The following is a 13,836-nucleotide window of genomic DNA, read 5'->3' on the forward strand; positions in this document are numbered from 1 at the left end:
TTTTGAATCCCGTTGAATAAAATTTAAGCAGTTTGTTTTTGCTGCATGAGTCCGCCTGACAGACAAGAAACTCCCTTCATAAATGCGCCGCAGGTCACATAATGGTCAGTGAAGTGCGCGCTGTATCTCAAAATTTAATTTTCATTGTTAATGGAAATGAAAAAAATAAACTAAATTGAGTGCCATACAAGGTAAATGTTGCTTAGTTGTTTCATTTCCCGATCGGAGCCTTCCCATCAGGTAAGAATAAGAGGTCAACACTCTCCCATGGCAAAAGAACAGTATCTCACCCCCAGCCGGGCCTCCGGGCCTAACAGTCAGACCCCCACGGAACCCTTCGTAAAGATCATCGCGGTTGTCGCTACGCTTGGCGGTCTGTTATTTGGTTATGACACCGGGGTGATCTCCGGCGCGTTGCTCTTTATGGGCAATGAATTGCATCTGACGCCGTTCACCACCGGGCTGGTTACCAGTTCGCTGCTGTTCGGTGCCGCGTTTGGTGCCCTGTTCGCCGGCCACTTTGCCGCGCAAGCCGGGCGGAAGAAAATCATCATTATCCTCGCCGTGCTCTTTGCTATCGGAGCAGCAGGCACGGCGCTGGCCCCAGACGTACACTGGATGATTTTCTTCCGCCTGGTGCTGGGCGTTGCGGTGGGCGGGGCTTCCGCTACGGTTCCGGTGTATATCGCCGAAATTGCGCCAGCCAATAAGCGCGGGCAGTTAGTGACCTTGCAGGAGCTGATGATTGTCTCTGGCCAGATGCTGGCCTACATCTCAAATGCCGGGTTCAACGCCGCCTGGGGTGGCGAAACCACCTGGCGCTGGATGTTAGCGGTAGCCACTATTCCAGCGGTGGCGTTATGGTTTGGCATGATGTTTATGCCGGATACGCCGCGCTGGTACGCCATGAAAGGGCGCCTGGCTGAAGCGCGAAAAGTGCTGGAGCGTACCCGCGCGAAAGGCGACGTTGAGTGGGAGATGACCGAAATTGAGGAAACCCTCAGCGAGGATGAAAATAAAGCGAAGCCCAGCCTGCGCGAGCTGAAAAAGCCCTGGCTTTTCAAGCTGTTTCTGATTGGCGTAGGGATTGCGGTTATCCAGCAAACCTCTGGTGTTAACACCATTATGTATTACGCCCCGACCATGCTGAAAGCGGTGGGAATGAGCACCGACTCCGCGCTGTTTGCCACCATCGCGAATGGGGCCATTTCAGTGTTGATGACGTTTGTCGGCATCTGGCTGTTAGGCAAGATTGGCCGGCGGACGATGATCAAGATTGGTCAGTTTGGCTGTACCGCCTCTTTGCTCTTTATCGGCTGCGTGACCTATTTTATGCCGGAAACGATCAATGGCCAGGTCGATGTGCTACGTGGTTACATGGTGTTGCTGGGAATGCTGATGTTCCTGAGCTTCCAGCAGGGCGCATTGTCGCCGGTGACCTGGCTGCTACTGTCTGAGATCTTCCCCACTCGTTTGCGTGGGATCTTTATGGGCGGCGCGGTGTTTGCGATGTGGATTGCCAACTTTATGATCTCGATGGCCTTCCCGTTGCTGCTGGCTTCCGTCGGCCTGGCTGGCGCCTTCTTTATCTTTGCTTTTATTGGCTTATTCGGCGCCGTGTTCGTGATGAAATGCGTACCGGAAACCCGCAATCGCAGCCTGGAGCAGATTGAACATTATCTGCACGACTGGCTGAGCGACGATGTGGAAACACGCCCAATGCCTGCGCCAAAACGCCAGGCAGAAAGCCATTAACCTGAACTAAAGACAGTAGCTGGGGTGGCGGTGTATTCGCCGCCCCTTTTTTTTGGCATAATGCGCCCTGGTTCACATTCTCACATCGCAAACGAAAGGCAATCCTGTGCTAGTTTCCAGCAACGTCACCATGCAGTTTGGCAGTAAGCCGCTGTTCGAAAACATCTCTGTCAAATTTGGCGGCGGCAACCGCTATGGCCTGATCGGTGCCAACGGTAGCGGCAAGTCCACCTTTATGAAAATTCTGGGTGGGGATTTGGTTCCGTCCGGCGGCAACGTGTCGCTCGATCCTAACGAACGCATCGGTAAGTTGCGCCAGGATCAGTTCGCCTTCGAAGCGTTTACCGTGCTGGATACCGTGATCATGGGCCACGGCGAGCTGTGGGAAGTGAAAGAAGAGCGCGACCGCATTTACGCCTTACCAGAAATGACCGAAGAAGACGGCTACAAAGTGGCCGATCTTGAAGTTAAATATGGCGAAATGGACGGTTACACCGCTGAAGCGCGTGCCGGTGAACTGCTGTTAGGCGTGGGTATTCCGCTGGAACAGCATTATGGCCCGATGAGCGAAGTCGCACCAGGCTGGAAGCTGCGTGTGTTACTGGCGCAGGCCCTGTTCTCTAACCCGGAAGTGCTGCTGCTTGATGAACCGACGAACAACCTGGACATCGATACGATTCGCTGGCTGGAGCAGGTGCTGAACGAACGTAACAGCACCATGATCATCATTTCGCACGACCGTCACTTCCTGAACATGGTCTGTACGCATATGGCCGATCTGGATTACGGCGAGCTGCGCGTGTATCCGGGTAACTACGACGAATACATGACGGCGGCAACCCAGTCGCGTGAGCGTCTGCTGTCTGAGAACGCCAAGAAGAAAGCGCAGATCAACGAACTGCAGTCCTTCGTCAGCCGCTTCAGCGCTAACGCCTCGAAGTCCCGTCAGGCGACTTCCCGTGCCAAGCAGATCGACAAAATCAAGCTGGATGAAGTGAAAGCCTCCAGCCGTCAAAACCCGTTCATTCGTTTTGATCAGGACAAGAAGCTGTTCCGTAACGCGCTGCAGCTCGAATCACTGACCAAAGGATTCGATCAGGGTCCTCTGTTCAAGAACGTTAACCTGCTGCTGGAAGTCGGTGAAAAGCTGGCAATCCTTGGCCCGAACGGGATTGGTAAAACCACCCTGCTGAAAACGCTGGTGGGTGAGCTGCAGCCGGATAACGGCGAAGTGAAATGGTCTGAGAATGCCCGCATCGGCTATTACGCACAGGATCATGCTCATGACTTCGCTAACGATCTGAATGTCTTTGACTGGATGAGCCAGTGGAAACAGGAAAGTGATGACGAGCAGGCTGTTCGCGGCATCCTCGGTCGTTTGCTGTTCAGCCAGGACGACATCAAAAAGCCCGCTAAAGTGCTGTCCGGTGGTGAGAAAGGCCGCATGCTGTTTGGTAAGCTGATGATGGAAAAACCCAACGTGCTGATCATGGATGAACCGACCAACCACCTGGATATGGAATCCATCGAAGCGATCAACATGGCGCTGGAGATGTACGAAGGGACGTTGATCTTCGTTTCCCATGACCGTGAATTCGTCAGCTCGCTGGCCACTCGCGTGATTGAAATGGTGCCGGGCAAGTTCAACGACTTCACCGGTAACTACGAAGACTACCTGCGCAGCCAGGGCATTAACAACTAAGACTGACCCGGCGCGGGGCTTCAGCCAGCGCCAGCCAGTGAACAGAAAAGGGGATCTTCGGATCCCCTTTTTTTATGCCTAAAATGGGTTAACTCACTTCAACCCGGTTTTTCCCCAACATTTTAGCCTGATACAGGGCTCTATCCGCCTGGCCAATCAACGCGTGACGGGAATTATCCGGCACTCCACCCTGCAGCACATGGACGCCAATACTGATGGTGACGATTTTAGCCTCATGGTCGTTATTCTGGTGAGGGATGGCCATTGCCGCGACGGTTTCAATCGCTGATCGCGCAAAGCGCAAAGCTCCTTCAATATCACTTCCCGGCAGGATCACCGCAAATTCCTCACCACCGTAACGGGCAATCATATCGTCTGAACGGTGCGAGACCCGGAGCAGCGCATCGCCTACGCGTTTAAGACAGTCATCACCAGCCAGATGCCCGTAGGTGTCGTTAAACTTTTTGAAAGAGTCGACATCAATCATCAGCAGGGCCAACGGTTTTCTGAGCTTATTGGCGCGTTCCAGTCCACGATCCAGATAGAGATCAAATTGTCTGCGGTTCGCCAGTCCAGTCAGGCTGTCAACCAGGGCCAGCGTTTGCAGCGTTCGGTTCATGGTGGTGAGCTGCTCACGAACCTGCGCCAGCTCCGCCTGATCGCGAATATTCTGGCCAAGATTGCGTAGCAGGAAATAACCCAGTACGAAAATGACCATTAACAGCAGGCTGCAGAGGATCAGATAGATCACCAGGTCGGTAAACCAGGCGTGAACAAGGTGCTTTCGGTCAAACCCTACGGTGACCACCAGCGGATAGCGTTTGAGGCTGGCATAACCAAAGATGCGCTCCACACCATCCAGCGCGGCTTTATAGGTGGCAGTCCCGTCTGGCGAGGTTTTAAGCAATTCGGTAAATAACGGGCTTCTGGCGATATTGCGGTTAATTGTGTTGTCCGGGAAAGGGCGGGCATAGAGAATATTGCCGTTATTGACGATCAGCGCAATCATGCCCCGTTGCCCCAGATTGTAATAACCAAAAATCTGGCGGAAATAGTCAATCCGTAAAGTGGCCAGCAGAACGCCCCGAAAGGAGCCATCGCTGTTATTCAGCCTCATCGAGACGGGGATAATCAGTGCGCCTGTCGTCCGGCTGCGGATCACATTGCTGATGTGCACGCCAGGATCGTTGTTTAGCTGATGGTAACGAAAGTAATCGCGATCGCTGTTGTTGCTGTGCTGCTTCAGCGTCCCTTCGGAAGTGACCAGCCAGTTGCCTTTACTGTCGTAAACAAATAACCCGTGCAGTTGAGGCAGTGAGGCCTTGCGAGTGTTTAACAGCGTTCGCAGATAGTTTTGCCGCTCTGCATCCAAACCCACCAGGGTTATGCGATCGCGCAGATCCTGCAAAGTCAGTTCAACCTGCATGAAGGAGTCTTCAGACTGACGGGAAACGGATTGTGACAGATTCCGCGCGTCGTTCTGCGTTTCATTGACCATGCGCTCCCAGGTGTTGATCACTATCCAGACAGTCACCATCAACACCGCACCGCTGATCACCAGCAGAAAAACAATCAGCATCTTTCTCAGGTTCAGCAGATTAACGTCTTGTGGACGAGGCTCCCCGGTCATGAACACAGCGCTCCTTTAGTGCCGACAATATCTTATCCTAACTATAGAGTCAGAGAGCTGAGTGCGTTGTTTTTATTCTGGAAAAAAGGATGGAAGTGGGCGCTTTGTAGCAAAAGCGCCCGGAAGGCAGAAGAAAAAATCAGTGAGCGCAAACTTCACAGGCCGGATCTTTCGCCACCTTCATGTCGCGAAATTGCAGCGTCATCGCGTCATACATCAGCAGTTTGCCCGGCACTCTGCTGCCAAAGTCGCACAGGATCCGGATCGCTTCCATGGCCTGCAGGGAGCCAATCACGCCGACCAGCGGCGCCATAACCCCGGCTTCAACGCAGCTTAGCGTTGCATCGCCAAACAGGCGGCTGATGCAGCGATAGCAGGGCTCATCCTGCTGCCAGCGGAAGACCGAGAGTTGCCCCTCCATGCGAATGGCTGCCCCGGAAACCAGCGGCGTTTTGCTGGCGTAACAGAGCCGGTTCACCTGTTCACGAGTGGCAACGTTATCGGTACAGTCCAGCACCACATCGTGGCGGGCAATCAGCTCAGACAGTTGCGCATCATCCAGCTGCTGGTCGATCGCTTCCAGTGTGATATGCGGGTTCAGTTGGCTTAACTGCTGGCGGGCCGATTCTACTTTTGTCAGGCCAATCACGCTGTCGCGATGCAAAATCTGCCGCTGTAGATTGGAAAGGGAAACCGTATCAAAATCCAGCAGCGTGAGATGGCCCACGCCCGCAGAAGCCAGATAAGGTGTGGCGGCACAACCCAGCCCGCCCAGGCCCACAACCAGCGCTTTCGACGCTTTTAACTTCTCCTGACCGTCAAAGTCAAAGCCGCGCAGAACAATCTGGCGATTGTAGCGCAGGCTCTCTTCGTTGCTGAGTTCAGGCAGCATTTCAGCCCTCCAGCAGACTGTTGAACGGCTCGATCTCTACCCATTCACCTGCTTCCACGTCACCGCGATCGCGCTCCAGCACGATAAAACAGTTGGCCTGGCTAAACGAACTGAAGACATGAGAACCCTGCGGACCGGTAGTGTGAACTTCCAGTTCGCCATCCTCATTGCGCTGCAGCATACCGCGCTGGAAATCGAGGCGACCAGGTGATTTTTTCAGGGCCGTTGCCGTCTTCACCGTCTGTCGAGGAGGCAGTACCGGGCCCTGCTGCCCGGTCAGTTTTGCCAGTAAAGGCTGAACTAACTGGTAGAAGGTGAGGGCGGCAGACACCGGATTGCCGGGCAAACCGCAGAACCAGCTGTCCGCCAGGCGGCCAAAGGCAAAAGGTTTACCAGGCTTGATAGCCAGTTTCCAGAAGCTGATTTCGCCCAGCTCTTCCAGCATGTGTTTGGTGTAATCGGCTTCACCTACCGATACGCCACCGCTGCTGATGACCACATCGGCCTGGCTGTCTGCCTGGCGGAAAGCCTCACGTAGTGCCTGTTGGTCATCGCGGATAATCCCAAGGTCGATCACTTCACAACCCAACTTATCCAGCATCAGACGGACGGCAAACCGGTTGGTATCATAAATCTGCCCTTCTGCCAGCGGCTGCCCTACAGGCTGCAATTCATCACCTGTAGAGAACAGCGCAACGCGCAGTTTGCGCAACACTTTGACTTCAGCAACACCAAGTGAAGCCAGTAACGGTAACTCCGCGGCGCCCAACCGGATGCCGCTTTCCAGCACCGTGGCACCTTGCACAATATCTTCACCAGCCAGCCGAATATTCTGGCCTTCGAACACGTCAGCCAGGATACGGATCGCATCGCCATCGTCGCCGGTCTGTTCCTGCATCACCACCGCTTCTGTGCCTGGCGGAACGGGCGCGCCGGTCATAATGCGCAGGCAGGTTCCAGCGGGCCATTCACCTTTAAAAGGCGCGCCTGCAAAGGCTTTTCCGGCAATTTTTAACGGTTGTTTAGCCAGATCGGCCATTCTCAACGCATACCCATCCATGGCGGAGTTAGCAAAAGGCGGTACGTCAATCGGTGAGGTGACGGCACAAGCGGTGATCCGACCGGCAGCAGCGGTCAGCGGCAGAGTTTCCGTTGCCGTCACCGGGGTAATCGCCGCCAGCATTTTTGCCAGCGCATCGTCCAGCGAGATCAAACCCGCAGTAAAGGCTTCCATATAGTCTCCAGCGTGCCCGAAGAGTCAGGCAGTGTTCCAAGTCAGTTGGCGTTATTATGGCGTGAATTCGCGGTCTGGTCACGCTTACCCAGGCGGCGGTTATGACATAGAACCCTTGGGTATTATCAGTCAGCGAACATTCTGCTTTACATCACTTTACAGCCTGCCTATAGTCGAAAACGACTTATACCTTAACAAATTCATCATAACTCAGTGTTTTTCATGCTGATTTAGCACGCAGGGTAACAGGATTATGGCCAGAGCAGTCATCGCGATCCACGGCGGTGCGGGAGCAATTGCCCGCGCCAGCATGAGCACAGAGAAAGAGCAGCACTATATTCAGGCCTTGTCAGGAATTGTAGCCAGCGGGCAGGCCGTGTTGGCTGGCGGCGGCAGCGCGTTGGAAGCGGTAACCGAAGCGGTTCGTTTGCTGGAAGAGTGCCCATTATTTAATGCAGGGAAAGGCGCAGTCTTTACTCATCAGGGCACCCACGAACTGGATGCCTGCGTGATGGATGGCCGCTCTCTGCAAGCCGGTGCCGTGGCCGGTGTCAGCACTCTTCGTAATCCCATTCTGGCCGCCCGAGCCGTTCTGGAACACAGCCCACATGTGATGTTCATTGGGCAAGGCGCAGAGCAGTTTGCCGCTGAGCAGGGGCTGGAGCAGGTTCCGCCTGACTTTTTCTCCACGCCGGAGCGCTGGGAACAGCTTCAGCGTGCGCTGCACTCCGATCAGGCTGTGTTGGATCATGATGGCGCGGCGCAAATTTCTGGCGATCCTCTCGACCCCGATCGCAAGTTCGGCACGGTCGGTGCGGTAGCGCTGGATTTATCCGGTAATCTTGCCGCTGCGACGTCTACCGGCGGTATGACCAACAAGCAGGCTGGTCGAGTGGGTGACTCACCGATTATTGGCGCGGGTTGCTATGCGAATAACGCCAACGTGGCGGTTTCCTGTACCGGCACCGGCGAAGTGTTTATGCGCACGTTAGCGGCTTACGATATCGCGGCGCTGATGGAGTACGGCGGGCTGTCGTTGAAAGAGGCCAGCGATCGCGTGGTGATGGAAAAGATTCTGGTGCTGGGGGGCAGCGGCGGAGTGATAGCCGTTGACCGTGATGGCAACCTAGCGCTGCCCTTCAACAGTGAAGGCATGTATCGCGGCTACGGCTATGTGGGCGATGCACCTAACGTTGGTATTTACCGCGAAAAATAAGGAAGCAGGATGCCGGTGATCACTGACCTGCCTGCCGGGCAGGTGCTTTCAGTCAGAAACCTCAGCGTGAGCTTCCGCCAGGAAGAAGGCGTGGTACAGGCAGTTAACAACCTGTCGCTGGATGTGCAGCGCGGCGAGACGCTGGCGATCGTCGGCGAGTCAGGCTCCGGGAAATCGGTCACCTCGCTGGCGTTAATGCGGCTGGTGGAGCAGGGTGGCGGCAGTATCGACAGCGGCGAAATGTGGCTGCGCAGACGCAATGGCCAGATCATCGATCTGGCCAGCGCGCGTCAATCTCAGCTGCGCGGCATCCGTGGCGCGGATATGGCGATGATCTTCCAGGAGCCGATGACTTCGCTTAACCCGGTCTTCCCGGTGGGCGAGCAAATTGCCGAGTCTATTCGCCTTCATCAGGGGAAAAGCCACCGCGAAGCCTTACAGGAAGCCGAACGGATGCTGGATCTGGTGCGCATTCCTGAAGCGAAAAATGTGCTTTCACGTTTTCCTCATCAGCTTTCCGGTGGCATGCGGCAGCGAGTGATGATTGCTATGGCACTCTCCTGTCGCCCGGCGTTGCTGATTGCTGATGAGCCGACTACGGCTCTGGACGTGACCATTCAGGCGCAGATTTTACAGCTGATCCGCGTGCTGCAAAAAGAGATGCACATGGGGGTGATTTTCATCACTCATGATATGGGCGTGGTGGCTGAAATGGCCGATCGCGTGCAGGTTATGTACCGTGGCGATGGGGTGGAAACCAGCTCAGTAGAGGCGATTTTCAAGTCACCGCAGCAGCCTTATACCAAAGCTTTGCTGGCCGCCGTGCCCAAACTTGGCTCGATGACCGGTCAAGCTTACCCGGCAAAATTCCCTTTGATTTCACTCGAGAACAGCGACGAGATCGTGGTGCCTCAGAATACCGTTTCTCCAGAGGCGGAGCCGGTGTTGCAGGTTCGCGATCTAGTGACGCGCTTTGATATCCGCAGTGGCATTTTCAATCGCGTTACCCGCAGGGTTCACGCAGTGGAAAAAGTCAGTTTTGACCTGAGGCCCGGTGAAACGCTGGCGCTGGTGGGTGAATCAGGCTGCGGAAAATCCACCACCGGGCGCTCATTGTTGCGGCTGGTTGAAAGCCAGGGCGGCAGCATTACTTTTGATGGTAAGCGCATCGACACGCTTTCCGGCCCGGCGCTTTCCCATCTGCGGCGGGACATTCAGTTTATTTTTCAGGATCCCTATGCTTCTCTCGATCCGCGGCTGACGGTCGGTTTTTCGATTATGGAACCCTTGCTGGTGCATAAGCTGGCAAAAGGGCAGGCAGCTGAAGATCGCGTGGCCTGGCTGCTGGAACGTGTGGGGCTGCTCCCTGAACATGCGCGACGTTATCCGCACGAATTCTCAGGTGGCCAGCGTCAGCGGATCTGCATCGCCCGCGCGCTGGCTCTGAATCCGAAAGTGGTGATTGCCGATGAATCCGTCTCAGCGCTGGACGTGTCGATTCAGGCGCAAATCGTCAACCTGATGCTCGACCTCCAGCGAGAGTTCGGCATCGCTTTCCTGTTTATTTCCCACGACATGGCCGTTGTAGAGCGTATCAGCCATCGCGTGGCGGTGATGTATCTCGGGCAAATTGTAGAAATCGGCCCACGTCAGTCCGTCTTTGAAAATCCTCAGCATCCTTACACGCGCAAGCTGATGTCAGCCGTGCCGGTGGCAGACCCGAGCCATCGCCGCCGTGAAAGAGCGCTGTTGGTAGATGAAATTCCCAGCCCGATCCGTGCCCTCGGGGACGAGCCGGTAGTGGCGCCGCTGATTGAAGTGAGCGCCGGACACTATGTTGCCCGCCATGCGATTGGCGGAGCCTGATATTGCTGCACAACGACAACAAGGACTTCAGGAGATGAACGCACAATGATGATTCATAGCAAACGTAAGTTACTGTTAACGGCTGGATTGCTAAGCAGCTTTGCCGCAATACCGGCCTGGGCTGCGAAAGATGCCGTGATTGCCGTGGGGTCTAACTTCACCACTTTAGATCCTTACGACGCAAACGATACCTTGTCGCAGGCGGTGGCCAAGTCGTTTTATCAGGGCCTGTTTGGCTTTGATAAGGACATGAAACTGGTCAACGTGCTGGCAGAAAGCTACGACGCCAGCAAAGATGGCCTGACCTACACCATCAAACTGCGCAGCGGCATCAAGTTCCAGGATGGCAGTGACTTCAATGCAGAAGCGGTGAAGGTCAACCTGGATCGCGCCAGCAATCCTGACAATCACCTGAAGCGCTACAACCTGTTCAAATCCGTAGCGACCACCGAGGTACTCGATCCGACAACGGTGAAAATTACCCTGAAACAGCCGTTCTCCGCCTTTATCAATACGCTGGCCAGCCCGGCCGCTGCGATGATTTCGCCGACCGCGTTGAAAAAATACGGTAAAGAGATTGGTTTCCACCCGGTTGGTACCGGCCCGTATGAGCTGGACACCTGGAATCAGACTGATTTCGTTAAGGTGAAGAAGTTTGCTGGTTACTGGAAGAAAGGCTATCCGAAGTTGGATACCATCACCTGGCGCCCGGTAGTGGATAACAACACCCGTGCAGCGATGCTGCAGACCGGTGAGGCTAACTTTGCCTTCCCGATCCCTTACGAGCAGGCCAAGCTGTTGGAGAAAAACACCAAGCTGGATCTGGTGACTTCGCCTTCTATCATGCAGCGTTACATCAGCTTTAACGTGACGCAGAAGCCGTTCGATAACCCGAAAGTCCGTGAAGCCATCAACTACGCGATCAATCGCCAGGCGCTGGTGAAGGTGGCGTTTGCCGGTTATGCCACGCCAGCAACGGGTATTGTGCCGCCAGCCATTCAATACGCGCAGACTTATCCTGCCCCGGAATACAATCCGGCAAAGGCGCGTGAACTGCTGAAAGAAGCGGGCTTCCCGAACGGGTTCACCACCACTTTGTGGTCATCGCATAACCACAGTACCGCGCAAAAAGTGTTGCAGTTCACTCAGCAGCAGCTGGCTCAGGTGGGGATCAAAGCCACACTGACCGCGATGGATGCGGGGCAGCGTGCGGCAGAAGTGGAGGATAAAGGGCAGAAAGAGAGCGGTGTGCGTATGTTTTACACCGGCTGGTCTGCTTCTACAGGTGAAGCCAACTGGGCACTGACGCCGCTGTTTGCGACTCAGTCCTGGCCGCCAACTATCTTCAATACCGCATTTTACAGCAACACTAAGGTGGACAGCGATTTGACCGATGCGTTGAAAACCACTGACGCAGAGAAGAAGGCCGCGCTGTACAAAGATGCTCAGGACATTATCTGGAAAGAGCAGCCTTGGGTCCCGCTGGTGGTGGAGAAACTGGTTTCAGCTAACACTAAAAACCTGACGGGCTTCTACGTGATGCCGGACACGTCGTTCAGCTTTGACGACGCCGATCTGAAGTAAACCCCGCTAACGGTCACTGCGCCTCTCATTAGGGGAGGCGTGGTTGTCTTAAGCGCAGGATGACGCATGCTCAATTATTTTATCAGACGCTTACTGGGACTGATCCCCACACTGCTGATTGTGGCAGTGCTGGTGTTCCTGTTTGTTCATATGCTGCCGGGCGATCCTGCCAGGCTGATTGCCGGACCGGAAGCCGATGCAACGGTGGTGGCGTTAGTTCGTCAGCAGTTAGGCCTCGATCAGCCGATGATCCAGCAGTTCTGGCACTTTATCAGCAACGCTGTGCAGGGCGATTTTGGTCAGTCGATGGTGTCGAAGCGGCCGGTCTCGGCTGAGATTGCCGCCCGGTTTTTCCCGACCTTATGGCTGACGTTAAGCAGCATGGTGTGGTCAGTGATTTTTGGCATGAGCATCGGGATTACCTCCGCAGTATGGCGTAACCGCTGGCCTGACCGCCTGGGAATGACTTTGGCCGTTTCCGGCATCTCGTTCCCGGCTTTTGCGCTGGGCATGCTGTTGATGCAGGTGTTCTCAGTAGAATTAGGCTGGCTGCCCACCGTGGGGGCCGATGGCTGGAAGCACTACATTTTACCTTCCATCACGCTGGGTGCGGCGGTGGCGGCCGTTATGGCTCGCTTTACACGCGCCTCGTTTGTTGAGGTGATGCAGGAAGATTACATGCGTACCGCGCGGGCTAAGGGCGTGCGCGAAACGCTGGTGGTAGTGAAGCACGGACTGCGCAATGCGATGATCCCCGTGGTCACCATGATGGGTCTGCAGTTTGGTTTCCTGCTGGGCGGCTCTATTGTAGTGGAAGTGGTCTTCAACTGGCCTGGGCTGGGGCGTCTGCTGGTAGATTCGGTAGAAATGCGTGATTACCCGGTCGTTCAGGCTGAAGTGCTGCTGTTCTCGCTGGAATTTATTCTCATTAACCTGGTTGTGGACATGCTTTACGCCGCCATCAACCCCGCGATTCGTTACAAATAAGGACCCGCGATGAAAAACTGGCGACGTAGCGCGGCGCTGTCCGCGATGCCATCGATTGACCAACATCGTGTGCGGACACCCTGGCGGGAATTCTGGCGACGTTTCAAAAGGCAGCCCGTGGCGATGGTGGCTGGCGGGTTTGTGCTGCTGCTGATTGTGGTGGCTATTATCGCGCCCTGGATCGTGCCGTTCGATGCTGAGAACTATTTTGACTACGACAGGCTGACCGAAGGCCCGTCGATGATGCACTGGTTTGGCGTGGACTCACTGGGAAGGGATATCTTCAGCCGTGTGCTGTCAGGGACGCGGTTATCACTGATTTCCGGCTTTTTCTCGGTAGCGATTGGCGCCGCCATTGGCACTTTGTTGGGACTGCTGGCGGGCTACTATGAAGGCTGGTGGGACCGCATTATCATGCGCATCAGCGATGTGCTGTTCGCGTTTCCTGGCATCCTGCTGGCGCTGGCCGTGGTAGCCATTTTAGGCTCTGGTATGTCCAATGTGATTGTTGCGGTGGCGATCTTCAGTATCCCGGCCTTTGCGCGCCTGGTGCGTGGCAACACTCTGGTGCTTAAACATATGACGTTTATCGAGTCTGCCCGCAGTATTGGCGCTTCTGATTTCACCATCATTATGCGGCACATTCTTCCTGGGACGATCTCGTCGATCGTGGTCTATTTCACCATGCGAATTGGCACCTCGATTATCACGGCTGCCAGTTTGTCCTTCCTGGGGCTTGGCGCGCAGCCACCCACGCCGGAGTGGGGAGCAATGCTGAATGAAGCCCGCGCCGATATGGTGATGGCTCCGCATGTCGCTATCTTTCCCAGCCTGGCTATTTTCCTGACGGTGCTGGCTTTCAACCTGCTGGGCGATGGTTTGCGAGACGCGCTGGATCCTAAGCTGAAGACCTGATTTTTATCAGCGCGTTGCTCACAGGCGCGCGCTGCAGCGTTCTGTGCCAGGCTTG

Annotated in this window: 10 protein-coding genes; 7 read left to right on the forward strand and 3 right to left on the reverse strand. The window is 55.2% G+C overall.

All coding sequences use genetic code 11. The features are described 5' to 3' along the window. The first annotated feature begins 267 nt into the window (after window positions 1–267). Window positions 268–1,755, forward strand: a complete 1,488-nt coding sequence (locus WCC56_RS10755) for a sugar porter family MFS transporter (RefSeq protein ID WP_424692361.1) — start codon at window positions 268–270, stop codon at window positions 1,753–1,755. Window positions 1,756–1,861: 106 nt separating this feature from the next. After that, window positions 1,862–3,457, forward strand: coding sequence for an ABC-F family ATPase (locus WCC56_RS10760; RefSeq protein ID WP_424692362.1), 1,596 nt, complete (start codon window positions 1,862–1,864; stop codon window positions 3,455–3,457). Between the two features lie 88 nt (window positions 3,458–3,545). On the opposite strand, the gene WCC56_RS10765 is transcribed toward WCC56_RS10760, so the two are convergent. The 3 genes from WCC56_RS10765 to moeA all read right to left on the reverse strand — a co-directional run bounded on the left by WCC56_RS10765 (window position 3,546) and on the right by moeA (window position 7,213). Next, window positions 3,546–5,087, reverse strand: a complete 1,542-nt coding sequence (locus tag WCC56_RS10765; RefSeq protein ID WP_424692363.1) for a sensor domain-containing diguanylate cyclase — start codon at window positions 5,085–5,087, stop codon at window positions 3,546–3,548. Between the two features lie 139 nt (window positions 5,088–5,226). Continuing rightward, window positions 5,227–5,979 (reverse strand): molybdopterin-synthase adenylyltransferase MoeB, encoded by a 753-nt coding sequence (gene moeB / locus WCC56_RS10770; RefSeq protein ID WP_424692364.1) that lies wholly within the window; start codon window positions 5,977–5,979, stop codon window positions 5,227–5,229. Window position 5,980: 1 nt separating this feature from the next. Next, window positions 5,981–7,213: a molybdopterin molybdotransferase MoeA gene (moeA, locus tag WCC56_RS10775; RefSeq protein ID WP_424692365.1), complete on the reverse strand. Its 1,233-nt coding sequence runs from the start codon at window positions 7,211–7,213 to the stop codon at window positions 5,981–5,983. A gap of 253 nt (window positions 7,214–7,466) precedes the next feature. Between moeA and WCC56_RS10780 the strand changes: the two genes are divergently transcribed. From WCC56_RS10780 to gsiD, 5 genes are all read left to right on the forward strand, one after another. After that, window positions 7,467–8,429, forward strand: a complete 963-nt coding sequence (locus WCC56_RS10780; RefSeq protein ID WP_424692366.1) for an isoaspartyl peptidase/L-asparaginase — start codon at window positions 7,467–7,469, stop codon at window positions 8,427–8,429. A gap of 9 nt (window positions 8,430–8,438) precedes the next feature. Beyond that, entirely contained in the window at window positions 8,439–10,295 is a 1,857-nt protein-coding gene (gsiA, locus tag WCC56_RS10785) for a glutathione ABC transporter ATP-binding protein GsiA (RefSeq protein ID WP_424692367.1), read from the forward strand. Window positions 10,296–10,343: 48 nt separating this feature from the next. Next, on the forward strand, window positions 10,344–11,879 hold the full coding sequence (gene gsiB, locus WCC56_RS10790; protein WP_424692371.1) for a glutathione ABC transporter substrate-binding protein GsiB: 1,536 nt from the start codon (window positions 10,344–10,346) through the stop codon (window positions 11,877–11,879). Between the two features lie 66 nt (window positions 11,880–11,945). Then, window positions 11,946–12,866 carry a glutathione ABC transporter permease GsiC gene (gsiC, locus tag WCC56_RS10795; protein WP_424692368.1) on the forward strand — a complete coding sequence of 307 codons (921 nt, stop codon included), beginning with the start codon at window positions 11,946–11,948 and terminating at the stop codon, window positions 12,864–12,866. Window positions 12,867–12,875: 9 nt separating this feature from the next. Next, window positions 12,876–13,781, forward strand: a complete 906-nt coding sequence (gene gsiD / locus WCC56_RS10800) for a glutathione ABC transporter permease GsiD (protein WP_424692369.1) — start codon at window positions 12,876–12,878, stop codon at window positions 13,779–13,781. Window positions 13,782–13,836 lie beyond the last annotated feature (55 nt).

The organism is Erwinia sp. (genome assembly GCF_049696395.1).
Classification (GTDB): Bacteria; Pseudomonadota; Gammaproteobacteria; order Enterobacterales; family Enterobacteriaceae; genus Erwinia.